The sequence below is a fragment of the Paraburkholderia caffeinilytica genome (assembly GCF_046030355.1).
GTDB lineage: Bacteria > Pseudomonadota > Gammaproteobacteria > Burkholderiales > Burkholderiaceae > Paraburkholderia > Paraburkholderia caffeinilytica_B.
Map to the genome: position 1 here is coordinate 326,431 of NZ_JAQQCQ010000005.1, position 22,790 is coordinate 349,220.

Annotated in this window: 19 protein-coding genes and 1 pseudogene; 12 read left to right on the forward strand and 8 right to left on the reverse strand. The window is 61.2% G+C overall.

Annotated features, from left to right (window positions below; genetic code table 11):
* Positions 1-86: 86 nt before the first annotated feature.
* Positions 87-1,316: an acyl-CoA dehydrogenase family protein gene (locus PQQ95_RS10625; protein ID WP_408437338.1), complete on the forward strand. Its 1,230-nt coding sequence runs from the start codon at positions 87-89 to the stop codon at positions 1,314-1,316.
* Complete coding sequence (locus tag PQQ95_RS10630) at positions 1,313-2,428, forward strand: sigma-54 interaction domain-containing protein (protein ID WP_408437339.1); 1,116 nt, start codon at positions 1,313-1,315, stop codon at positions 2,426-2,428. Before PQQ95_RS10625 ends, PQQ95_RS10630 begins: the two co-directional genes overlap by 4 nt.
* A gap of 127 nt (positions 2,429-2,555) precedes the next feature.
* On the opposite strand, the gene PQQ95_RS10635 is transcribed toward PQQ95_RS10630, so the two are convergent.
* Positions 2,556-3,800 (reverse strand): acyl-CoA dehydrogenase family protein, encoded by a 1,245-nt coding sequence (locus PQQ95_RS10635; RefSeq protein ID WP_408437340.1) that lies wholly within the window; start codon positions 3,798-3,800, stop codon positions 2,556-2,558.
* Between the two features lie 325 nt (positions 3,801-4,125).
* Here PQQ95_RS10635 and PQQ95_RS10640 point away from each other — a divergent pair, with 325 nt between their 5' ends.
* From PQQ95_RS10640 to PQQ95_RS10655, 4 genes are all read left to right on the forward strand, one after another.
* Positions 4,126-4,545: a hypothetical protein gene (locus tag PQQ95_RS10640; RefSeq protein ID WP_408437341.1), complete on the forward strand. Its 420-nt coding sequence runs from the start codon at positions 4,126-4,128 to the stop codon at positions 4,543-4,545.
* Between the two features lie 209 nt (positions 4,546-4,754).
* A complete protein-coding gene (locus tag PQQ95_RS10645) occupies positions 4,755-4,979 on the forward strand; it encodes a hypothetical protein (protein ID WP_093637023.1) in 225 nt (74 codons plus the stop codon).
* A gap of 194 nt (positions 4,980-5,173) precedes the next feature.
* The gene (gene bla / locus PQQ95_RS10650) at positions 5,174-5,983 is read left to right on the forward strand and encodes a class A beta-lactamase (protein ID WP_408437342.1); all 810 of its coding nucleotides are present in this window, start codon (positions 5,174-5,176) and stop codon (positions 5,981-5,983) included.
* Entirely contained in the window at positions 5,980-6,162 is a 183-nt protein-coding gene (locus PQQ95_RS10655) for a hypothetical protein (protein WP_408437475.1), read from the forward strand. Before bla ends, PQQ95_RS10655 begins: the two co-directional genes overlap by 4 nt.
* A gap of 8 nt (positions 6,163-6,170) precedes the next feature.
* Here the strand turns inward: PQQ95_RS10655 and PQQ95_RS10660 are convergent.
* From PQQ95_RS10660 to PQQ95_RS10680, 5 genes and pseudogenes are all read right to left on the reverse strand, one after another.
* Positions 6,171-6,350, reverse strand: a pseudogene (locus tag PQQ95_RS10660) (transposase); the annotation flags it as partial.
* A gap of 146 nt (positions 6,351-6,496) precedes the next feature.
* Positions 6,497-7,186 carry a DUF2894 domain-containing protein gene (locus tag PQQ95_RS10665; RefSeq protein ID WP_408437467.1) on the reverse strand — a complete coding sequence of 230 codons (690 nt, stop codon included), beginning with the start codon at positions 7,184-7,186 and terminating at the stop codon, positions 6,497-6,499.
* 22 nt (positions 7,187-7,208) lie between these two features.
* Positions 7,209-7,856, reverse strand: a complete 648-nt coding sequence (locus PQQ95_RS10670; RefSeq protein WP_408437343.1) for an OmpA family protein — start codon at positions 7,854-7,856, stop codon at positions 7,209-7,211.
* Positions 7,853-10,468, reverse strand: coding sequence for a DUF802 domain-containing protein (locus PQQ95_RS10675; RefSeq protein WP_408437344.1), 2,616 nt, complete (start codon positions 10,466-10,468; stop codon positions 7,853-7,855). Before PQQ95_RS10675 ends, PQQ95_RS10670 begins: the two co-directional genes overlap by 4 nt.
* Positions 10,469-10,478: 10 nt before the next feature.
* A complete protein-coding gene (locus PQQ95_RS10680) occupies positions 10,479-11,234 on the reverse strand; it encodes a DUF3348 domain-containing protein (RefSeq protein ID WP_408437345.1) in 756 nt (251 codons plus the stop codon).
* A gap of 450 nt (positions 11,235-11,684) precedes the next feature.
* Between PQQ95_RS10680 and PQQ95_RS10685 the strand changes: the two genes are divergently transcribed.
* From PQQ95_RS10685 to PQQ95_RS10695, 3 genes are all read left to right on the forward strand, one after another.
* Positions 11,685-13,409 carry a purple acid phosphatase family protein gene (locus tag PQQ95_RS10685; protein WP_408437346.1) on the forward strand — a complete coding sequence of 575 codons (1,725 nt, stop codon included), beginning with the start codon at positions 11,685-11,687 and terminating at the stop codon, positions 13,407-13,409.
* 172 nt (positions 13,410-13,581) lie between these two features.
* Positions 13,582-13,893, forward strand: a complete 312-nt coding sequence (locus PQQ95_RS10690; protein WP_115776360.1) for a hypothetical protein — start codon at positions 13,582-13,584, stop codon at positions 13,891-13,893.
* Positions 13,894-14,508: 615 nt separating this feature from the next.
* Complete coding sequence (locus PQQ95_RS10695) at positions 14,509-14,976, forward strand: hypothetical protein (protein WP_408437347.1); 468 nt, start codon at positions 14,509-14,511, stop codon at positions 14,974-14,976.
* An 11-nt stretch (positions 14,977-14,987) separates the two neighbouring features.
* Here PQQ95_RS10695 and PQQ95_RS10700 read toward each other — a convergent pair whose 3' ends face one another.
* Entirely contained in the window at positions 14,988-16,280 is a 1,293-nt protein-coding gene (locus tag PQQ95_RS10700; RefSeq protein WP_408437468.1) for a TAXI family TRAP transporter solute-binding subunit, read from the reverse strand.
* Between the two features lie 277 nt (positions 16,281-16,557).
* Between PQQ95_RS10700 and bfr the strand changes: the two genes are divergently transcribed.
* Positions 16,558-17,034 carry a bacterioferritin gene (bfr, locus tag PQQ95_RS10705; protein ID WP_408437348.1) on the forward strand — a complete coding sequence of 159 codons (477 nt, stop codon included), beginning with the start codon at positions 16,558-16,560 and terminating at the stop codon, positions 17,032-17,034.
* Positions 17,035-17,134: 100 nt separating this feature from the next.
* Here bfr and PQQ95_RS10710 read toward each other — a convergent pair whose 3' ends face one another.
* Entirely contained in the window at positions 17,135-18,049 is a 915-nt protein-coding gene (locus PQQ95_RS10710) for a LysR family transcriptional regulator (RefSeq protein ID WP_408437349.1), read from the reverse strand.
* Positions 18,050-18,155: 106 nt separating this feature from the next.
* Here PQQ95_RS10710 and metE (PQQ95_RS10715) point away from each other — a divergent pair, with 106 nt between their 5' ends.
* Positions 18,156-20,435: a 5-methyltetrahydropteroyltriglutamate--homocysteine S-methyltransferase gene (gene metE, locus PQQ95_RS10715; protein ID WP_408437350.1), complete on the forward strand. Its 2,280-nt coding sequence runs from the start codon at positions 18,156-18,158 to the stop codon at positions 20,433-20,435.
* Positions 20,436-20,457: 22 nt separating this feature from the next.
* Positions 20,458-22,764 (forward strand): 5-methyltetrahydropteroyltriglutamate--homocysteine S-methyltransferase, encoded by a 2,307-nt coding sequence (gene metE / locus PQQ95_RS10720; protein WP_408437351.1) that lies wholly within the window; start codon positions 20,458-20,460, stop codon positions 22,762-22,764.
* The last annotated feature ends 26 nt before the right edge of the window (positions 22,765-22,790 follow it).

Here is a 22,790-nt window from a genome sequence, read left to right on the forward strand (position 1 = left end):
CAACGCCGATCGACGCCATTCAATACCCGTCAGTCGATAGATGACGGTCCACACCCGCACGTAGCGGAGCGAGTGTCTTTGCCCATATGAATTCGACCTACGTACTGCCGGACGCGCCGGCTTCTTTGGTGCCGGATGTGGAGACTGCACCGGTTGCTGAAACGCCTCTGCAGATCGCGCAGCGGCTCGCGGCCACCTTTGCGCTCACCGCTGCCGAACGCGATGCGCGCGGCGGCACGCCGAAAGCGGAGCGGGACGCATTGCGCGCCAGCGGCCTGCTTGCGATGAGCATTCCCGAGGCGCATGGCGGGCTCGGGGCCAGCTGGCGGCAAACGCTGGATGTGGTGCGCACACTCGGTCGCGCCGACAGTTCGCTTGGACATGTATTCGGTTTTCACCATCTGATGCTCGCGACGGTGCGGCTGTTCGGCTCGTCGACGCAATGGCGCGCCTGGTTCGAGCAGACTGCTCGCCGCCAATGGTTCTGGGGCAATGCGCTCAACCCGCTCGACGAGCGGGCCGTGAGCCACTCGCACGCGGATTGGCGGGAGTTCAGCGGGCAGAAGAGTTTCTGTTCGGGCGCGCTCGATTCCGAAATGTTGATCGCGTCCGCGCGTGACGCCGATACCGGAACGTTGCTGATCGCGGCAGTACCGACCGGTCGTACGGGCATCTCCGTCGCGGAGGATTGGAATAACATCGGCCAGCGGCAAACAGATAGCGGCACGGTGACGCTGGAAAAGGTGCGCGTGGAGAATCACGAGATTCTGACCGACCCGGGGCCGCTGTCGACGCCTTTTGCGTGTCTGCGCCCCTTACTCGCTCAGCTGATCCTGACGAATGTCTATCTCAGCATCGGCGAAAGCGCGTTTAACGACGCGCGCCATTACACGCTTCATGAAGCGCGTCCGTGGCATACCTCAGGCGTGCAAACCACCGCGGCGGATCCTTATATCCTCGGTCAGTACGGCGAGTTCTGGGCAGGCCTCGAGGCGGCGCGGCTGCTGACTGATCGCGCGGCCGATGGTTTCGATGCGGCCTGGGCCCGGGCCGATGCGTTGACCGACGCCGAGCGCGGCGAGGTGGCGTTGGCGATTGCCACGGCCAAAGTTGCCGCCACGGAAATCGGACTCACCATCTGTACCCGTATGTTCGACGTGGCCGGGGCGCGCGCAACGCATGGCGCGCTAAGGCTGGACCGTCACTGGCGAAATTTGCGTACCCATACGCTTCATGATCCGCTTGCCTATAAGCTTCGAGAAATCGGCGAATGGGCCCTGACGCAACGATATCCGACGCCGAGCTTTTATTCATGAACTATTCACTCAACCACGTGTTACCCGAGCGGTCAGCCATCGCGCGAACGGAAGCGCCGCCTTTGTTGACGATGCCCGACAAGCGCACGCTAACCACCTCGATTCGCGCGACCGCCCAGATCTTCTCGGACCCGCAATCGCTGGCGTTGCTCGAACGTATTCGCATGGTGGCGCCGAGCGACGCCAATGTGCTCGTGATCGGCGAAACAGGGACGGGTAAGGAACTGGTCGCGCGGCATGTGCATAACCTGAGTGCTCGCAAGGACGGTCCGTTTGTCGCAGTCAATTGCGGGGCGTTCTCCGAATCGCTGGTGGAGAGCGAACTGTTCGGTCACGAGAAAGGCGCGTTCACCGGCGCGTTCTGCGCCAAACCCGGCTGGTTCGAAGCAGCCAATGGCGGGACATTGTTTCTCGACGAGATAGGCGATCTGCCGTTGTCGATGCAGGTCAAGCTGCTGCGTGTACTGCAGGAACGCGAGATCGTGAGGCTCGGCTCGCGGAGAAGTATTCCCATCGACGTGCGCGTGCTGGCGGCCACCAATGTGCATCTGCAGGACGCAGTGGCGGCAGGCCATTTCCGCGAGGACCTGTTTTATCGCCTGAACGTCGTGCATCTGGCGGTGCCGACGCTGCGCGATCGGCCTGGCGATATATTGCCGCTGGCCCGCTACTTCATCGAAGAGTACCGGAACCGGCTGGGCTACGGCCCCGTCGACATCGAACCGCGCGCGGAGCGAAAGCTGCTGGAGCATAGCTGGCCCGGCAATATCCGTGAACTTGAGAACGTCATCCACTACGCGTTGCTGGTGTGCCGCAGCGATTCGCTGGGCGAGGGCGATCTGCAGATGTCGTCGTTTGGGATTCACGCTGCGCGGCGAGCGGCTAGCGAACCGGTTGCATCGACACCGTTGGAAGGGCTGGAGGGAGCCTTGCGTCATCTGTTCGATCACGCGGAAGGCAATCTGTTCGAACAGATCGAAGACACGGTGATGCGCGTGGCGTTCGACTTCTGCTACCGGAATCAGATTCAGGCGGCGAGGCTGCTAGGCATTAGCCGCAATGTGTTGCGGGCACGGTTGATCCGGGCGAAGCAGATTTCCGCACAGAAGTAGGCGCAACTGGCCGCCGGCGAATCGGGCGGCAGTACTTTTTTGCGTGCCTTTGACGCGCCTTTGCAAGTCGAAGCGGACCGACCGCGAGACCGGTCCGCCTGTCATAGTGCGCCGCAGTGGTAGCGGGCTATGCGGTAGTTCGGCTGTTGCCAATCTGCCAGACGAAGGGCGGCTCTTTGCCGTTGATTTCCCAGTCACCCACGATTCGCTCCTTGTAGATCAGCGGGTTGTGCGACGCGGCGGTACGCGCATTTCGCCAGTGCCGATCCAATGATTTATTTTCACTCGTGCCCGAAGCACCGAGGGAATTGAACAGGTCAGTGGTCGCCTGCAAAATCAAACCGGCTACGGCGACCTGAGCTTTTGCCGATTCGATTTCGGCCGCCACATTCGCCGCGTGTTCAGCATCGCGGTCCGCGCCGAAGCGCGTTTCGTACGCGCTTTGTGATGGCTCCGCGGCTCGCACAGCGGTGGCCTCTGCCGCATACACGCGGGCCGCTATCTGCCCCACCACCTGCTGCACCTGCGCGTCCTCGCTGACGCGCGGCGCATTGCCGTGACTGTAAACCCGGGTGCGTTGACGCACTTCGTGCGAGATGTCACGCAAGGCTGCGCGCCCTGTACCTGCAATCACGGCGATCAGCACGAGTTGATAGAACGCGGTCTGGTATTTGAAACGCGTCGAGAAGTCGATGATGTTCTCTTCGTCGACCACGGCGTCTTCGAATACAGACGTCCCGCTTCCGGTCGTGCGTTGACCGAAGCCATCCCAGTCGTCGCTTTGCTTGACGCCTGACTGGTGCGTGCTCACCGCTGCGATGACGTCGGCGCCATTGTCGTCGCGCTGTGCGTACACGTCGATCCAGTCGGCGAAGATGCTGCCTGTGCTGTAGTACTTCGTTCCGTTGACGACCCACTGGTTGTCGTTGCGCGAGACACGCGTGATCACGTCGCCAATCTTGACTGCGCCGACCTCGGTCCAGGCATTGCCGACGATTTCGCCTGCCACGAAACGTTGCAGCCACTTTTCCCGTGTTGCGCCGGGTGCCGCATTGATCCTGTCTTCGACGAAGGCGAAGTGGCCGCGCAACGCTTGCGGCAGACTCGAATCGGCCTCGGCCAGTTCGATCAGCAACTGTACGAGTTGCGGAAGTGACGCGCCGGCGCCGCCGTATTCGCGCGGCACTCTGACGGCGCCGAACCCGGCTTCCTTCAACCAGACAATCTGCTCGAACGGCAGCGCGCGCGTGCGTTCGCGCTCGAGCGCGCCTTCCGCAATCCGGGTGAAGATGGGTCTGAATCTGGCGGCCAGCTGTTCATAGTCGGTGCCGTATGAAAGTGGCAATTTTTCACGCTGGTGTTGTGATGTCATGCGCCTGCTCTTGAGTCGATAGGTGGAGTAAGGCAGAGCGGTTTTAGCTCTTGACCGTATGGACTACAAAGCACGAGCTATGCCATCGGGCGAGCGTATCGCTGCGCTGTGCGGCAGGTTGGGGGTGGAATTTCCTGCTGCTGGATTGAGAGCAATGTGCTGATGGACTGCTTGCCTGACAGCAGTTTAAAGTCAATGCGTTGCTAACTGATGCGAGGGGCGGGGCGAGAATTAGCGCTTCGTTTCGAAGCGCCGATGGATCGTAGCCATGCTACCTTCTTGGATGTCCACGAGCGCGCGCTCATGATTCGATACCGAGGTCGACATGGAACTCACATGGCAATTCCAGCTGAGAATCACCGTCTCACCCGAACTTGCAAACGATCTGCGCACAGATCCGGAAGGCGCTTCGCATGCTGCGCTCCGCAATGTGCTGAGCAAGCACAACGCGACTTTGAAATGTCAGTTCGACGCTTTCGCCGACTACGTGAGTGAGGCGGAAAAGCAAGGCCCGGAAAACTATCCGCTTTATCAATGGACCCGGCAGACAATCGAGAACCCGGAGAAGAAAGCGAAGTACTTGCAATCATTCACGGTCTACGTGGATGGCAACGAGATTTACGGTAAGGAAATCGCGAACGTGATGGAAGCTGAACTGCAGGCACTCGCCGATGACAATGGCATTAAAAGTGTCGCGAGGTTTGATACCAATCCTGCGAATAACCCGCAGCCGCCCAAGCGCTAGCGATTGCACGCAGCTCGTCCGCTTACCGCCACCACACGCGATGCTTCCAGATCCAACTCGACCACGCCTTCGCTGCCGGGTACGCAACCCCACATTTCTTTCATTGTCATTTCGGGGTGGGAGCAAACTGGTAAGTCTATTTTACATTTGGCGACAAGGCGCCAAGTTCGTGAGAGGATGGCATTTCACTTTTTCTCGCGGAGGGCGAAATGGGACTCTTGGACGAAGTAGGCAAGATCGCTGGTGCAGTAGCGGCTGTTGAAGCAGCAGAAAAAGTCGATCCGGACGCGGGTTTGCTAACGAAAGGCGTTGCAGCGATTGCCGGCTTTGAAGGCGCCGGTGCATTGGAGGGGTTGGTCGAGAAGAAAGACGGCGAGAAGCAGGACGACGCCGACAATGCTCAGGCTGCAGACGGTACGAATCCTCAGACGTGATTTTTGCGCTGTGAGCGGGCCAGTTCTACTTAGGACTGGCCCGTTTTTTATGGTGAGTCGGGACGTGATGTGCCTGATCGTTGCCGTCCGTCGCGTGCTTCTCGTGAGTGAATTGATTTGAGGACGATTCGTTGACTCTCTCTGCAACACGCAGGACCCTGACGCTCGGGCTGCCGCTGCTCCTGAGCCTTCGCATGACTTCCACACTAGCCGCAAACCCATCCCCATTAGCCGACATCGAACGCCGCCATGGCGGACGCCTGGGCGTATTCGCTATCGATACCGGTTCGGGCCGAACCTTGGCTCATCGCGCTGACGAACGCTTTCTGATGTGCAGCACGTTTAAGGGACTGCTTGCCGCGCAGGTGCTGTCGCGCGTGGATGCCGGCAAGGAGGATCTTGCCCGTCTTGTGAAGTACACCGGGAAGGATCTGATCTTTACGTCGCCCGTGACGAAGGCACACGTTGCAGAAGGCGCGATGTCGGTCGGCGCACTGTGCCAGGCGATTGTCGAAGTGAGCGACAACACGGCGGCCGTGTTGTTGATGCGAAGCGCCGGTGGTCCCGCTGCTTTGACTCAATTCGTTCGCGGTCTCGGCGATACCGTGACGCGTTCCGATCGGTACGAACCCGAGTCGAACAAATATAGCGGTGTGTTCGATACCACTACGCCTCGTTCGATCGCTAACCTGGCGAGAAAAATCCTCTTCGGAAATGTTCTGAGCCCCCAATCGCGTGCGCAGCTGGAAAACTGGATGATTGCCTGTAAGCCGGGTTTGAACCGGCTCCGCGCTGCGTTACCGCCGGACTGGGTTGCGGGTGACCGGCCCGGAACCAGCGTGGAAGAAGAAACCAACGACTATGCGATCGTTCGCCCACCCGGACGCGCACCGCTTTTGATCGCAGCCTATTACGATGCGCCTGCGCTTGACATGCCCGCACGGGAGGCTGTCTTGCGGGAGGTCGGTGCAGCGTTCGTGAAATGGACAGTGGATCGGGCATGACCTGCATCGACCCGCGCAACCTGCGGATAGATGTGATCCGCGACCTCAATTCTTCCCGTCCTGCTTCACCACTTCAACATTGCGTGCCGTTGGAACACGCCAACCGCTCGCTCATGCCCAGCTCGGCGAAAACCTTCGACATCATCCCGGCGCGTCGCCACTCCAGCCATTTGATGTAGCAGGTTTGCGATGGCGGAAAGCTTGCGGGGAGACGCTGCCACTTTTCGTTATTGCGAACGATCCACAGTATGGCGTTCACGATCTCGCGTGGATCTCGCCGTGGCCGGCCGACTCTCGGTGTGGTGTCGTGGAGGAACAGGTGGGCAATGCGTTGCCAATCTTCATCAGACAGCGGGGATTCGAACATTTTTCAGATTTTAACCAACCAGTACAATCTGATTATCCCGGGTAGAATCCGTTTTCTAAATCGCGATATCGGACGTGAAAACGGTGCAGACCGGAGGATTGTTTCTGGCCGGATTGTGATGGTGCGGGAGCTGAGCTGGCCTCGCGCTAGCGCGATTTGCCTTTGGTATTTTTTCTGGCGCTCGCGGTGCGAGGCGCATCTTTAGCCGGCAGGGCGGCGTCGCCGTTTATCTGCTCCATCCACGACAAGGCGTCGACGTACGACAGGAACTGCTGGAGATATCCCGGCGACAGCTCGCGCATCAGCGAAAGCGATCGATGCACGAGGCTGCTCGAATTGAGCGGACCGGCATTGCCCGGCGCTTTTTTCAGCGACTGCCGTAGCTGTTTCTCGGATCGGACCTTGGACCAGGTTTCTCTGAAGTAATCGAGCGCCTCCAGTTCTGGATAGGACGATGGGCGAGGCGTGACGCTGCCCGCTGTGAAGCCGTCATCGTCTGCGGGCGCAGGATTGGCGATGTAGGCGATCAGTCCGGCCAGCGTTCCCCGAGCGGATTCGGCGGATGATGCTGAGTTGCCATTGCCATTGCCATTGCCATTACGGGCACCAGTGCCAGCATCAACCGCCCTGGCTGCAGCATGCTCGAGATCGACCGCATACGCCTCGATCAGCGTGAGGAGCCTCTCATCCAGCAGACGCCGCGCCTCACCGCTGTAACCGGCTGCCCGCCGATCCAGCGCTTCAAGGAAACGAAAGCGGATCGGATCCAGGCGATCGGCGCCGCGCTCGCGCCATGCGTCGAGCGTCGCCCGGGCGTCGCCTGTCACGCTGCTGATGCCACTGCCCGTACTACTCACACTACTCACGAGACTTCACCGTTGCGGTCGAAGGCCTCGGGACCGGTGCTATTTCCACGCGCCGGTTTTTCGCTCGGCCCTGGTCGTCGGCATTCGAGCTGACAGGTTGCTGCGAGCCGAACGCGGCCGCGAATACGGACGCGGCGGGAACGCCTGCATCGATCAACGCACGGGTCACCGTCAACGCGCGCTGGGCCGACAGCTCCCAGTTGTCGGCAAAGCGGCGGTTAGCCTCCCGCACCTGCCGGTCATCGGTAAAGCCGCTCACCATCAGGATCTCGTCATTGGTCCGGAGGTAAGCGGACAGCGGCCCCGCCAGGCTCTTCAGGACGTCCCGTCCTTCGGGCTGCAATTGATCGGAATTCAATGCGAACAACACGCTGCCGTTGATGCCGATGCGCCCGTTGACCAGCGTCACCCGCCCCGCTGCCAGCGGTCCTGCCAATGCCTGCTCCAGAGTCTTGCGGCGCTGCGTCTCCATTTGACGCTGCTTGACCTCCTGTTCCAGCCGGGTCGAGAGTTCCAGTTGCACGCCGATGACGCCCACCAGAATCAGCACGAACGCGCCCAGCAGCACCGACATCAGGTCGCCGAAGACAGGCCAGATGGGCGCCGTGGTCTCCACGCCGCCGTCGATTTCCTCGCTCATGCCGCTTCAGCTCCGACGGACGCGCGCTTGCCCGCGAGTTGCTGCAGGTCTTCGAGGATCTGCTTCTGCGACATCACGCTCAAGTCGATGACTTCTCGCGCCTGGGCGACGTAATACGCAAGCTGTTCGTCGCTGCGTGCGAGGGATTTGTCCAGTGCGGCTTCGATACGCTGCAGATGCGCGACCAGCGTGGTATTCGACTCGCCGAACAACTGGACGGCCGCGCCGAATGCTTCGCCGAGGCTCGCCACTTCGACGGCGCTTCCGGTGACTTGCGCGGCCACCGCGCCCAGCTTGCCGGTTTCGAGTTCGACATTGTCGGTGAAACGGGTGCCGACGCGATCCAGCAGATCGGCCGACGTGGCGACGAGCGCGTCGACGGCCGTGCGCTGTTCGGTGGACGCGTGGTTGACGGCGTCGAGCAGGGTTTCCAGCGTCGCCAGCAGGCGGCTGCGCTCGTCCAGCATCGCCGTGTCGCGGACCATGCTGTCGGAGAGCTTCTGACGCAATTCGGCGACGACTTCGGCCGCTGCCTTGGGCGCTTCGGATGCGGCTTGCACGAGCTGGCCGATCTCGGCGATCGTGCTGCTCGCGTGGGCCTGTGTCTGGGCGGAGATGTCGCGTGCGGTTTGCGCCAGCGTGTCGCAGATCTCCTGCTGCCGGCTCGCGGTGCGTGTGCCGGCTTGCTCCCATTCCTTGTTCAACGTAGCGGCCATCGAACTGAGTGCAGCGGTCCAGGCCTCCAGCCGCTGCTGGTCTCGCGCGGCGAGTTCCGCCTGCAAGTCCGCTGCGGCCTTGGGCGCTTCAGCCGCCGCTTGCACCAGCCGGTCGATCTCGGCGATCGTGCTGCTCGCGTGGGCCTGAGTTTGAGCGGAGATGTCGCGCGCGGTTTGCGCCAACACGTCGCAGATTTCCTGCTGCCGGCTCGCGCTGAGCGTGCCGGCCTGTTCCCATTCCTTGTTCAGCGTAACGGCCATCGAACCGAGTGCAGCGGTCCAGGCCTCCAGCCGCTGCTGGTCTCGCGCGGCCAGTTCCGCCTGCAAGCCCGCTGCGGCCTTGGGCGCTTCAGCCGCCGCTTGCACCAGCCGGTCGATCTCGGCGATCGTGCTGCTCGCGTGTGCCTGAGTTTGAGCGGAGATGTCGCTCGCGGTTTGCGCCAACACGTCGCAGATTTCCTGCTGCCGGCTCGCGCTAAGCGTGCCGGCCTGCTCCCATTCCTTGTTCAGCGTAGCGGCGATCGAACCGAGTGCCTCGGTCCAGGTCGCCAATCGCTGCTGGTCTCGTGAGGCCAATTCCGTCTGCAAGTCCGTATGCGATTGGTCCACTGCGCGCAGCAGCGACGCCGAGTGTTGCTCGAAGGTCGCAGCGGCCGTCGCCAACGCCTGCTGGTTGTGTCCCGCCAGTTTCTCGCCGACCTGTTCCTGCCGTGACAGCGCCTCGTTCCAGGCTGCCGACACACCGTCCGCTGTCGCTTCCAGCCGCGCGGCGACGCCATCCAGCAGACCCGCCGAACGTTTTTCGAAGGTCTCGGTGAATCGATCCAGCGACGTGCCCAGGTGTTGGGTGAGCGCCTCGTTCGATCGCTGCTGCCCCTCAAGTGCCTTATTCCAGATGTCCGCGACGGTAGTGGTGGTGGCCTCGAATCCGCTCGAGAGTCCATCCAGCTGCCGCTGCACGGCGTGCGTGACGGTGTCGTGCATCGCCGCCGTCTCGCGCGCGAGACCGGCCAATGTGGCTGCCATGACTGGCTGCAGCGCCGCACTGGCGGCGCGGGTGCTTTCGGCGACGCTCTCCTTCAACGACTGTTCCACGGAGGCCGCCAAGCGCGTATAGCTGGCCTCGGCCCTGCCGTGGAAAGCGTCCTGGCTGGCGATCTGCCGCTCGTTCAAGGCGAGGCTCTGTTGTTCGATGGCCGACATCATCGCCTGCAGACGGTCGACCAGCGTCGGCATCACCTCGGCTTGCTGCTGCAGCAGCTTGAAGCTTTCCTCCCGCTGATGGGTCTGCGAGTAGATGCGCAAGGTCGTTGCGATCTTCACGTCGAGCATCTGCGCGGCATCGATCCGTTCGCGCCGGCACAACGCCGAAAGCAGTCCCAGCATCGCGGAGGTGGCCACGCCGGCAATCGACGTACCGAACGCGAACCCCAGTCCCTTAACCGGCGCGCCGAGCGAATCGCGGATAGCCTGCAGGTCCGTCGCGCTTTCCAGCGCCATGCCGGTGCCGCGCAGGGTCGCCACCATGCCGAGGAGCGTGCCGAGCATGCCCAGCAACACGAGCAAGCCGACCAGATATGGCGTCAGCGCCGGGCCCGGCAAGGCCACGCGCTCGCCCTCGACGCGCAGACGCACTGCATTGCGCAGGTTGGGATGCAACGGCTCAAGCCAGGCGCCCAGGCTGGGCGGCGGCGCGGACAGCCCCGCAACCGCACGCGCCAGCGTGGACGTGGCCTGGCTGTAACGCCGCAGTTCGAGCGCGCCTGCCACGTAGCAGGCGCCAATCAACAGCGTGACCGCCAAGGCCAGCGCATTCGAGCCGACGTAGCCGCCACCGATCCAGCACACCGCGGCCAGACCGACCAGAAAAACAACGAGATTGAGATATCTGGACATAGTGTCCCAGTTAGCGGGTGCGAAGGGCCGCGAGCAGTCCCTCGACCGGTTGTAAACGAACATCCAGTTCGGCCAGCAACACGCTCTGCATATCCTTGCGGAACGTGTCCAGCCATGCGCCGGGTGTGGCGGGCGGGACGGTTGCGATGTCCCCCGAGGCTTCGGCGTCGGCCAGCGTCTGTTGCTCCGCCTGGCGCAAGCGCTCGAAATGCCCCTTGAGCAAGCCGGGCACGGCGGCCAGCAGATTCCGCTCACGCTCGCCGAGCGCGCGCTCCATCACGGCGTCCACCACCGCGAGCCGGGCCATGGCGGGCGTTCTGGCGGCCAGCATGGCCCGCAGGCGAGCGCGCAGGGTGCCGATGCCGGTTTCCATCGACTGCTGCATGGAGACATAGCGCTGACGAAAAACCGCGTAATCGACCGGCGTATCCACGGGAGCGCCTTGCGGGAACGCCTGCCCCGCCGACCCGCGACGTCTCGGCGCAGCAAACACGCTATCGCCGGCGATGGCGTCCGCCAGCGACGCGCGCACGCGGGCGCACTCGCGCTCTTCGGCGTCGCCGAAGGCGCGCGCGCCGGCGGCGACGGCAGGCGGATTGTTGTTCAGCGCCGAGGACAACGCGATCGCGTCGGTCCAGCCGAGCCACTGGCTTAACCGGTCCGAGAGCGACTGGCTGGATTCGGGAACTTCGACGTCCGTCAGGCGAGCAAGTAAACGAATGAGCGCCGGGCCACTGAAAGCTGTGCGCTGTGGGGCTTGCACCATACCACCAGAGTCAAAAAAGTCAGCAGTTTACACGCCGACGGGGCCGGGGATGCAGCCCCTTATTGAATCGGGCTGCCTGGCGCGGTATTTAAGTGTGTTTGACGGGCTACGCGCGATGCCTGGATTATGTGGTTGCCGTACCGGTTTTTCTACGCCGTGTGCGCGGTTTTTACCTACCGGCCGATGGAGCGATCGAGGTGGCCGGGCGCTGTGGCATGGCGCGTCGCCCGGCCGCACCGCCGTGGAGCGGCCTCGACCCTAGGGGCTGGATGGCATCTCCCACGTCCAGCCATTTCATCTCGCTGTCATAGCTTCACGACTAGGATGCCCTGTCACTTCTGTTGCGCTCTGGTCCGCGCCTTGGTCCGAAATGGCGCACCTGGCCCACGTAACGCCGTGTGCCCGCCGTCCGCGTTGGCGACCTTCCACCCCCCATAAAAAACACCGGACATGTCGAACAAGAAAATCGTCAAGGATTCGCTGACCGATCAGGGTGCCACCATCGTCTCGCGCCGCGGGTTTCTGAAGTTTGCCGGCGCATCCAGCCTCGCGACGGCCGCAGGCACGCTCGCATCGGCGGCGCGGGCCGCGAACGGCGCGCCCGACGGCACGCCGGAGCAGATCCACCTGACCTGGGGCAACGATCCGACGAGCGAGGTCACCGTGTCGTGGGCGTCGCCGGCGCCGGCGGTCAATCCGCAGGTGCGTTTCAGTAGCGCGGGCGACGCGAAAGCGACCGTGCATGGCGTCCAGAGCACCTATACCGATGGCATCAACGGCGAGGTCGTGTTCACTTATCACGCGCGTCTGCACGGCCTGAAGGCCGACACGCGCTACGAGTACGAGGTGAGCGCCGACAACGACAGCAACGCGGCTCAGCCCTTTAGCGCGAGTTTCCGCACGGCGCCCCGCGGCCGCGCGCCATTCCGCTGGACGAGCTACGGCGATCTCGCGACGCCCAACACCGGCTGGGTCCTCTCGTCGCCGCAGAGCCGTTTTGCGGTTCAGGCCGTCGAGCGATTTCAGCCGTTGTTCCATCTGCTCAACGGCGATCTCTGCTACGCCAATCTGAACCCGGCCCACCAGCCGGACGTGTGGCGCGATTTCGGCAACAACTGCCAGACCTCGGCGTCGAACCGGCCGTGGATGCCGTGTCCGGGCAATCACGAGATCGAATTCCACAACGGCGAACAAGGTCTTGCATCGTATCTCGCACGCTACACGCTGCCGGACAATCACACGCGCTTCCAGGGACGCTGGTACAGCTTCCGCGTGAGCTCGGTGCTTTTCATCTCGCTCGATGCGGACGACGTCGTCTATCAGGATGCGGCGGCGTTCGTGGCCGGCCCGAGTCCCCTGGTGCCGGTGGCGAGCACCGGCAATCCGCCGATTCAGCCAGGTACGTCGCTCTATGTGCGTGGATATAGCGAAGGTGAGCAGACCCGTTGGCTCGAGAAAACATTGCGCCGAGCCGCGGAAGACGGCGAAGTCGACTGGATCGTCGTGCAGATGCATCAGGACGCGCTGAGTTCATCGAAAACCGGCAACGGTTCCGACAAGGGCATCCGCGAAGCCTGGCTGCCTCTGTTCGACCGCTACGGTGTCGATCTGGTGCTGTGCGGGCACGATCACGATTACGAACGCAGCTACCCCGTGCGCGGTTGTAATCACAACAAGGGCGCCGATATCGCCACGGGGCGCGTGGTCGATACGTTGCAGCCGCGGCCGGTGATGTCGGCGGTATCGCCGGGAGCATCGACGTTCGATACGAGCCACGGCACCATTCACCTGATTCTCGGCGGTGGCGGAACGAGTGCGCCACTCGATGTGTATGGCGTGGATACCGGTACCGGCTTGCCGCAGGCGCGTATTTTCACGCGCCCTAATCGCCCGGTTGCCGGAACGGCCGCGGGTACGTTCGTGCGTGCCAGCGCGGATGCCGTCGAAGACGCGGTCTGGTCGGCGCAACGGGATACCGGCACGGGCTACGGTATCGCGGTGTTCGATCATGATCCGGGACAACCGGGTGGCGAGACCACGATTACGATGAACTACTATCACGCGCCCGGTGCGGATCAAACCCCGACGCAGAACTATGTGTTGTTCGAAACGATCGAGTTGAAGAAGAAACGGCGTGGGGTCCCGGGTCGATCACACGCATCGAGCGCACCTTGACGATCTGGGCGATCGTTATGAGGCGTAGCGCACAACCTGAGGATATCGGTTAGTCGATCCCTCTGCTTCGGCACGATCCAGGCTGGACTCGCCCAGGCAGAAACGGTAGGCTGTCCGTGCTGGTGACTCTGTTTGGCTATGCTGGTCTTAATCGACAACGTGGAGCCTGCACATGGACGTGAGCACGGAAACGCTAGTGGAACTGCTGCGGGAAGTAGAAGCCGACGACCCGATCGACTACGCGGACCTTCCATTTGGAGAGCAGGAACTCAGGCGCCTTGTCATGAGTTCGCTTGTCGAGCGTCATCACCAGGTCGAAGCAGGCAACATGTCGATCTCCGACATTCACGCGCTGTATCTGCTGAGCACCGCCAAGCTTGTTCTTGAGAACATGGTGCTCCATGCGAGGCTGCTCCTGCTCCAGGGGCAACAGGTCGATGTACGGTCGCTGCTGGCGCCGTTTACCCTCAAGGGCAAACCTTAAAGGCCGGTCGGCGGGTCTGTCACCGCCGGTGCGTTAGCGCATCGGCGCCGGCCTGGGCAACCTGCGATCGCGAAGCGAGCTAGTTCGTCGCCGACAAAAATCTGACCGCACCGGACGAGAAAATGACCTCTCCTCCACCGGATGTTTCATAGCATCAATCTGCCGTCCCGCGTGGCCGCGGGCGCGGAGAATGTCCGCAGGTTTCGCACGATTCCGCCCGTGCCTCACGACCGTTCAGCACAGATTCTTTTTTCGCATTAGCATACGAGAGATGTCTCGTGCCGTCCGGTAGCGTGAATCACCGGACCCTTGCCGCCGGACAATCAACGTGTGCGGGTCGCGCAAATCATCCCCACATCAACCCATCGCGGGCTCATGCCGCGAACTCGCCGTTTGACGTGCTCTTCGAGCGGACGGCCATCATCAATCCAATCGCATCGATTGAACGAATCGTTGGTTAATATGAGGAATGTACGTACATCATTGATAGTCGGAGTGCTTCTCCTCGAACTGGTATTCGGCGTTTTTTTGCTGTTACATAAAAGCCATCGCTCGACGGTCGACACCGACGTCGCGGCAAACAGTTCGGCGGAATTGGCCGCGACCTCTCTCCAAATGAGTGACACCCATGTGGCCGCGGGAACTGTGGTCGGCGCGGCGCCTCTCTCGGGCAACATGGCTGCTGCCCCTAAACAGTCCACGAGCGGGGCAGGCGTGACTGGGTCCGGCTCCCTGACTAACGGCATCGTGCAAGTGCCGCGTCCGGACACACGGCCACGCGAATCGGCTGCCGTTCGTGGTGACGTCGAGTCGAAGACCGCCCTCGCAGCGCGAAGCGAAGGCAGGCGTGACAGTTTGCATCGTCATGGCGCGAATCCGGTCGGCTCTGCAATTACGGATGAACTGGTCAAAGAGTCCGCCAAACTTGATCCGGCTTTGCCGCCGCCGGCCCAACCCAGCCGTGACGACCCGTATCGTCCCGGTTCGAATCCGGTTGCGGCTGCAATGACCGATCAGTTGGTGAGAGAGTCCGCGAAACTCGATCCGGCACTCCCACCGCCGAACCAGCCCGACATGAAGTAAGCGCCGCGCAGCTATTGATTCCGCGCTAAGCGGGCAATCCGGTCCCGAACTACGCCGATTGCCTGCTTGAGCGCATACACGTCCTGGAAGTAACGCTGGGGCATCCGGATCTGATTGGCATAGGCGTCAATGTGCTCGATCTCATCCCGCCATTGCGCAATCTGGTCCGGCGTTGGATGGTTGTTTTTCCATATTTCATCTTCAAGCGCTTTGATCTCGCGATACCAGACAACCAGGCGTTTTTTTATCCGGGCCGCAGCCATGCGCGGCAGTGCCTGTAACAGACCCAGCAGCAAAGCCATGAAGGGAAGCAGAATCAGCAGACGTCTTTCGACAAAGCTGGCCAGCCAGAATGGCAGGTAGCGCTGCAGGAAGGGGCGCCCCGTTTTGAAGTAACGCTCACTCTCTTCGGAAATAGGAAATTCCTCGGTGTTCAGATTGGGAAACACGCCACGCGGCGTGAAGTAATCTTCGCCGCCGTGCACGGTTTTGGCCGCGTCCAGCAACAGATAAGCGAGCGCGGGGTGCAGCGTGTCTTTGGAAACGAGCAAAGCGGTGGCGGCGAGCAGCGTGACGTCGGATTGCGGCAGATCGTTGACGATGCTGGTCGCGGCCCGCGGAAAAATTACCTTGGATAGCGACGGGAATTTCTGCACCAATGCATCGGCCTGCGCAAAACTCATCAGTTTGAGATCGCTGTTCAGCAGCGTTGACTGCATGGGTGCATCGGGTCTGCCGATAAAGAAAGCCGCATCCAGCTGACCGCTTTCAAGCGCTTGATAGGATTTGGCCGCGTCCATTTCGAGCAGCGTCGTGTTGTCCCGTGTAATGCCGCTGTACCCGAGCAATACCTGGGAAACATTCAGCAGGCCGCTGCCGGGAACACCGATTGAAACCCGCTTGCCGCGGAGTTGTACCAGCCGGTTGATGGTCGGCTCGCCACGGTAGAACACCCAGATCGGTTCGTAGGAGACGGCGGCGATTGTTTGCAGGTGGTCGGTTTCTTTGGGGCTGGTGGTGCCGGACTGGATAAAGCCTACTTCGTATGGACTGTCCGGATCCTTCAACCGTTGATAGTTTTCACTCGAACCCGACGAACTGCGGATATCAAGCTTGATGCCGTCACGCTTCAGGATAGGCGCATAGCGATCTGCAAAGCCGCGATAGATCCCGTTGTCTGCGCCGGTTGTGATGACGATGGTGTGCCGGAAGGCGGGCTCGAGTATGACCCACAGCCCCCACCCTAGCGCGGCGATCAGCAGGATCACGCCGGCGATGAGAAGCCGCCGGCGACCCGGTGTCATGGGGCGTTTTTCATTGCGATGAAGCGCTGGGTTGTGCCTGGGCATTGTTCGCCTCTTTCGTTCGGCGCTGTTCATCTGCGCATTCGGTTTGGTTAGGTTTGAAACGATACCAATTCTCATTCGTAGCGTCGACCGGACCATGCACTATGCTGCCCTAACGGGCCTCATACACATGAGCCGCGTGATGCTGCGCACCAAACAGCCTCATGCGAAGTGGAGTGCCTGAGAGACGTCTGTGCCTCATTCGAGGCGTGACGTGGCGAATAGGGGAGGCGATATGCAAGGAGATGCCAAGGTTCTCGAATACCTGAACGCGCAATTGAAGAATGAACTGACCGCGATCAACCAGTATTTTCTGCACGCGCGAATGTATGGTCACTGGGGCCTGAAAAGTCTCGGCAAGCACGAGTATGACGAATCGATCGGCGAGATGAAGCACGCCGATCTGCTGATCGAGCGCATTTTCGTGTTGGACGGTTTACCGAATTTGCAAGACTTGCACAAACTGCTTATCGGCGAGGAAACGCAGGAAATCCTCGAGTGCGATCTCAAGCTCGAGCGGATGTCGCAGGCAACGTGCAAGGAAGCCATTGCCTACTGCGAGACGGTGAGCGATTTCGTCTCACGCGCGATCCTTACCCATATCCTTGAGGATACCGAGGAACATATCGACTGGCTCGAGACCAACCTGGCGTTGATCGACAAGGTGGGGATTCAGAACTATCAGCAATCGGGAATGGATTCGCTGGAATGAATCGGCTGGGGCACCGCGTGACGAAGTGAACCCAACCCGCCATCGGCCATACGCCGTAACCCTATCGCGCCAGTCAATACATCGAAATCTTTGGACACGCTCATTGCCTGGTTGGGCTTTGAGTCGTGTTCCAGTCTGATTGGCGTGCGAGTTCCACGAACGCTTTCAAATAATCGATCGCCGTGTCGGTTTCACGCACGCCGAGAAAAATCTGCTTGGCGATGCCTCGCTTGCCCAATCTGACGGGACTGATGGCGACCTTGCCGGCGTACTCTTCCACCAACCAGCGAGGCAGCGCGGCGACGCCCCGCCCACTGGCCACCATTTGCAACATGATGTCGGTTGTTTCAATGACCTTATGGCGCTTCGGCATGACATTCGCCGGCATCAGAAACTGGTTATAGATATCCAGCCGATCGATTTCCACCGGATACGTAATGAGGACTTCGTCCGCAAGTTCCTCCGGGGGAATAAAGGGCAACTGCGCCAGTCGATGCGCGAGGCCGACCACCAGCACCTGCTCGTAGTCGAACACCGGCTCGAAGCGCAAACCGGGTTTTCTCAACGGGTCCGGCGTGACCAGAATGTCGATGTCGTAACCAAACAGCGCACCAATGCCGCCAAACTGGAATTTCTGTTTGACGTCGACATCCACGTCCGGCCACCGCGCAAGGTAGGGCGAGACCACCTTGAGCAGCCACTGATAGCAGGGGTGGCACTCCATGCCGATACGCAGCGTGCCGCGTTGCCCTTGCGCATACTGCTTCATCCGTTCTTCCGCATGCTCCATTTGCGGCAGCACCCGGTTGGCAAGCGCCAGCAGATATTGACCCGCCTGGGTCAGACGCAGATTGCGGCCTTCCCGATCCCACACGGCGGTGCCCAACTGTTGTTCCATCTTCTTGACGGTATGACTCAGCGCCGATTGCGTCAGGCACAGCACGTTGGCGGCCGCGGTCAGGGACCCTTGCCGGTCCACTTCCCGAATGATCGTCAGATGGGTTCGTTCGAGCATGGCGAGTCCATGAAGAAAACTAATTGATCAATGAAATAATGCCATTATATTTCATGAGCCATCCACCCTATGATCGAGCCGTTCATTTCTGGAGCAGCTCATCATCATGGTTACGACACACAATCTGGGTTTCCCTCGCATCGGCGCAAAGCGTGAGCTGAAGTTCGCCCAGGAGCATTATTGGAAGGGGCAGTCGTCGCGTGACGAACTGACAGGCCTGGGCGCGCAATTGCGTCAGCGTCACTGGGAGAACCAGTCCGGCCTCGATCAGGTTCCGGTTGGCGACTTCTCGTTCTATGACCAGGTGCTCGACACGAGCTTCATGCTGGGCAATATTCCGGAACGGGTCCGGGGCTTTGACGGCGACGCGCTCGACAATTACTTTCGCGTTGCACGCGGCCGTTCCGCGCATGATTCCGCCTGCAGTTGCGGCGTGCAAGCCGGCGAGATGACCAAATGGTTCGATACGAACTATCACTACATCGTGCCGGAATTCAGCGCGTCGACCGAATTTTCGCTCGACGCGTCACGCCTCCTCGAGCAACTCGCCGAGGCTCGCGCGCTTGGCGTCAAAGCCAAGCCGGTCATCATCGGACCGGTGACATATCTATGGCTCGGCAAGGCGAAGGACGATTCGGACAAGCTCGCGCTGCTGCCGCGCCTGCTGCCTGTTTACGCGGCACTGCTCGCGCAACTGGCGGCGCAAGGAGTGGAATGGGTGCAGATCGATGAGCCGGCGCTGGTCACCGAGCTTGACCCGGTATGGCAACACGCCTTCGTCACGGCATACGACGCATTGAAGGCCACTGGCGTGAAGCTGCTGCTGGCGACCTATTTCGGCGAGCTGCGCGATAACCTCGCGCTCGCCTGCGGATTGCCGGTTCAAGGTTTGCATGTCGACGCGATCAACGGCCGTAACGAAGTCGAGCAGGTCGTCGCGCAATTGCCCGCAGACAAGATTCTGTCGCTTGGCGTGATCAATGGCCGCAACATCTGGAAGACCGATCTGAGCGCGGTGCTGGAATGGCTGACGCCGATTCATCGGACGTTGCAGGCTCGGCTGTGGATCGCGCCGTCCTGTTCATTGCTGCATGTTCCGGTCGACCTGAACAGCGAACAGAAGCTCGATCACGAGATCCGCTCGTGGCTCGCGTTTGCCCTGCAAAAACTCGATGAACTGAAGATCATCGCAAAGGCGCTGAACGACGGGCGCGAATCCGTGCAAGCCGCGTTGGCCGACAATCAGGCCGCCATCCAAAGCCGCCGGACGTCGCCGCGCGTGCACAACCCGGCGGTCAAGGCCGCGATCGCGAAGATCGACGCCACGTTGGGACGTCGCGCCAGCGCCTATTCGCAACGTGCCGCGCGGCAGTCGGCCCTGTTGAACCTGCCGGCTTACCCGACCACCACCATTGGATCATTCCCGCAAACCGCCGAAATTCGCCAGGCGCGCAGCCAGTTCAAGAGCGGTGAACTGGACGAAGCCAGCTACAAGACGGTGATGCAGCGTGAAATTGCGCGCAGCGTGCAGGAGCAGGAAGCGTTAGGTCTCGACGTGCTCGTGCATGGCGAAGCCGAGCGTAACGACATGGTCGAATACTTCGGCGAGCAGCTCGACGGTTACACGTTCAGCCAGTTCGGCTGGGTGCAGTCTTATGGCTCCCGTTGCGTGAAGCCGCCCATCCTGTTCGGCGACATCAGCCGTCCGAAGGCGATGACGGTCGAGTGGATCAGGTACGCGCAATCGCAGACCGCCAAGCCGATGAAGGGCATGTTGACCGGCCCGGTCACGATCCTGAACTGGTCGTTCGTGCGTGACGACCAGCCGCGTTCGGTTTCCTGCTATCAGTTGGCGCTGGCGATCCGCCAGGAAGTGCTGGATCTGGAGAAAGCCGGTGTACGGGTGATCCAGATTGACGAAGCGGCGCTGCGTGAAGGCTTGCCGCTGCGCAAGTCGCAATGGAACGACTATTTGCAATGGGCGGTGGAATCCTTCCGCATCACGGCGAACGGCGTGCAGGACGAGACGCAGATCCACACGCACATGTGCTATTCCGAGTTCAACGACATCATCGCTTCAATCGCTGATATGGACGCCGACGTCATCACGATCGAGACCTCGCGTTCGGACATGGAATTGCTGGACGCCTTCGACAATTTCAATTATCCGAACGAAATCGGGCCGGGCGTCTACGACATCCACTCGCCGAATATCCCGAGCCAGGAGCACATCGTGAATCTGATGCGCAAGGCGGCCGAGCGGATTCCGGCTGAGCGGTTGTGGGTGAACCCCGACTGCGGCCTGAAGACGCGTGCGTGGGAAGAAGTCATCCCCGCATTGAAGAACATGGTTGCGGCAGCCAGAACGTTGCGCGCGGGCATCTGATCAGGATAGTCAAGGATCCGCTATGGCTCGTACTCACATACATGGTTTTCCGCGCATCGGCGCCCATCGTGAACTCAAGTTTGCCCAGGAATCATTCTGGCGCGGCGAGTCCGACGATGCAGGTCTGCGCGGCGTCGCGCAGGCGTTACGCGAGCGTCACTGGGAACAGCAGCGTGCGGCTGGCCTCGACTTCGTCACGGTGGGCGATTTCGCCTACTACGATCAGATGCTGAGCTTGACTGCGCTGCTCGGTGCGCTGCCCGAGCGGTTCGCATTCGAGCCCACGTCGCTCTCACTGGCTCAGTACTATGAACTGGCGCGCGGCAACACGGCGCAGCCGGCGATGGAAATGACGAAGTGGTTCGACACCAACTACCACTATCTGGTCCCGGAACTTGGACCGCAGACGACATTCAATGGCGGAGTGAACTGGTTCTTCGAAGAGATCGACGAGGCGCTCGCATTGAATCTGACGGTCAAGCCCGTCCTGATCGGTCCGATCACGTATCTGTGGCTGTCCAAGCGTCAAGTGACCGGTTTTGACAAGCTGTCGTTGCTGCCCAAACTCGTGATCCGTTACATGCGTATCCTCGACGAGTTGAAGCAGCGCGGGATTGAGTGGGTGCAACTCGAGGAACCGGCGCTCTGTCTCGACCTCGACGGCGAATGGCTCGAAGCATTTTCTGCCGCGTACGAGGTGCTCGGCGTGTCGGGCGTCAAGGTACTGCTGGCGACGTATTTCGGCACGGCAGCCGATCATGCGCCGCGTGTTGCCGAGCTGCCGGTTCACGGTGTGCATATCGATCTGGTCAGGGCGCCGGAGCAACTTGACGCGTGGCATAGCGCATTGCCGGCTGACAGCGTGCTGTCGGCCGGTGTCATCGACGGACGCAATATCTGGCGTGCCGACCTCGGCGAAATCGTCGAATCGTTGCAGCAGCTTCATGCAGAACGCGGCGACAAACTCTGGATTGCGCCGTCATGCTCGCTGCTGCACGTCCCGGTCACGCTGGCCCCGGAAACGAGACTGGATGCCGAGCTGAAGTCCTGGCTAGCGTTCGCGACTGAGAAGCTCGATGAACTCGGCGCCATTGCGCTTGCACTGCATGATCCGGCGGCGGCAGAACCTCAGCTGGCTGCTGCGGACAAGGCGCTCGATGCGCGGCGCAGTTCAAGTGCGGTGATGAATGTGCTTGTGCAGAGAAAAGTCGCAACCATTACCGACGAGATGGCGAGCCGCAAGAGCCAGTTTGCCGATCGGGCCCGTGTGCAGCGGCATTCGTTGAAACTGCCGCTTCTGCCTACCACGACCATCGGTTCGTTTCCGCAAACGCCGGCGATCCGCAAGGCACGCGCGGCTTACAAGCGCGGCGAATTGCGCGCACTCGACTACCTCGAACGCATGCGCGCGGAAACGGCCTCCGTGTTGAGAAAGCAGGAGGAACTCGGACTCGACGTGCTCGTGCACGGTGAGGTCGAGCGCAACGACATGGTCGAATTCTTTGCCGAAAGACTGTGGGGGTATGCGTTCACGGAGTGCGGCTGGGTACAGAACTATGGCGCGCAGTGCGTCAAGCCGCCGATCCTCTACGGCGATATTTACCGGCCCGAGCCCATGATGGTGGACGCGGCCTGTCACGCGCAGTCCTTGACGGACCGGTTGGTGAAAGGCGTGCTGACGGGACCGGTAACGATGCTCGAGTGGTCGTTTGTGCGTGACGATCAACCTCGATCGATCACTGCCCTGCAATTGGCGCTCGTCATTCGAGAAGAAGTGATCGACCTGGAAAAGGCGGGTATCCGCATCATCCAGATCGACGAGCCTGCGTTTCGTGAAGGTCTGCCACTGCGCAAGGCTGACTGGTCGTCTTATCTGGAATGGGCGACGCGGACCTTCAGAATTTCGGCAGGCGGCGTTTCCGATGCCACGCAGATTCACACGCACATGTGCTATTCGGAGTTCAACGACATTCTTCCTGCGATCGCGGCGCTGGACGCGGACGTTATCACCATCGAGACGTCGCGATCGTCCATGGAATTGCTTGATGGGTTCGGCGCGTTTGCCTATCCGAACGGAATCGGGCCTGGCGTGTACGACACCCATTCACCGCGGGTGCCGGGTGTCGAAGCGATGCAGCGATTGTTGGAGCGTGCCTGCGAGGTCATCCCCGCCGACCGTCTGTGGGTCAACCCCGATTGCGGGCTAAAGACGCGCAGTTGGCCGGAGGCGGAAGCCGCGTTGACCAACATGGTCCTCGCGGCCAGGACTTTGCGGCAGCGGCTGGAAACGGTGCGCACGAACGCGGAGCCCGTTGCCCACGCCGGCTGAGAACACACTGCGCGCGGGCGTTGACC

Bases quoted from the DNA above. Each gene is read 5' to 3' on its own strand.
- PQQ95_RS10625 (WP_408437338.1), top strand. From the start codon at position 87: ATGAATTCGACCTACGTACTGCCGGACGCGCCGGCTTCTTTGGTGCCG.
- PQQ95_RS10630 (WP_408437339.1), top strand. From the start codon at position 1,313: ATGAACTATTCACTCAACCACGTGTTACCCGAGCGGTCAGCCATCGCG.
- PQQ95_RS10635 (WP_408437340.1), bottom strand. From the start codon at position 3,800: ATGACATCACAACACCAGCGTGAAAAATTGCCACTTTCATACGGCACC.
- PQQ95_RS10640 (WP_408437341.1), top strand. From the start codon at position 4,126: ATGGAACTCACATGGCAATTCCAGCTGAGAATCACCGTCTCACCCGAA.
- PQQ95_RS10645 (WP_093637023.1), top strand. From the start codon at position 4,755: ATGGGACTCTTGGACGAAGTAGGCAAGATCGCTGGTGCAGTAGCGGCT.
- bla (WP_408437342.1), top strand. From the start codon at position 5,174: ATGACTTCCACACTAGCCGCAAACCCATCCCCATTAGCCGACATCGAA.
- PQQ95_RS10655 (WP_408437475.1), top strand. From the start codon at position 5,980: ATGACCTGCATCGACCCGCGCAACCTGCGGATAGATGTGATCCGCGAC.
- PQQ95_RS10670 (WP_408437343.1), bottom strand. From the start codon at position 7,856: ATGAGCGAGGAAATCGACGGCGGCGTGGAGACCACGGCGCCCATCTGG.
- PQQ95_RS10675 (WP_408437344.1), bottom strand. From the start codon at position 10,468: ATGTCCAGATATCTCAATCTCGTTGTTTTTCTGGTCGGTCTGGCCGCG.
- PQQ95_RS10680 (WP_408437345.1), bottom strand. From the start codon at position 11,234: ATGGTGCAAGCCCCACAGCGCACAGCTTTCAGTGGCCCGGCGCTCATT.
- PQQ95_RS10685 (WP_408437346.1), top strand. From the start codon at position 11,685: ATGTCGAACAAGAAAATCGTCAAGGATTCGCTGACCGATCAGGGTGCC.
- PQQ95_RS10690 (WP_115776360.1), top strand. From the start codon at position 13,582: ATGGACGTGAGCACGGAAACGCTAGTGGAACTGCTGCGGGAAGTAGAA.
- PQQ95_RS10695 (WP_408437347.1), top strand. From the start codon at position 14,509: ATGAGTGACACCCATGTGGCCGCGGGAACTGTGGTCGGCGCGGCGCCT.
- PQQ95_RS10700 (WP_408437468.1), bottom strand. From the start codon at position 16,280: ATGACACCGGGTCGCCGGCGGCTTCTCATCGCCGGCGTGATCCTGCTG.
- bfr (WP_408437348.1), top strand. From the start codon at position 16,558: ATGCAAGGAGATGCCAAGGTTCTCGAATACCTGAACGCGCAATTGAAG.
- PQQ95_RS10710 (WP_408437349.1), bottom strand. From the start codon at position 18,049: ATGCTCGAACGAACCCATCTGACGATCATTCGGGAAGTGGACCGGCAA.
- metE (WP_408437350.1), top strand. From the start codon at position 18,156: ATGGTTACGACACACAATCTGGGTTTCCCTCGCATCGGCGCAAAGCGT.
- metE (WP_408437351.1), top strand. From the start codon at position 20,458: ATGGCTCGTACTCACATACATGGTTTTCCGCGCATCGGCGCCCATCGT.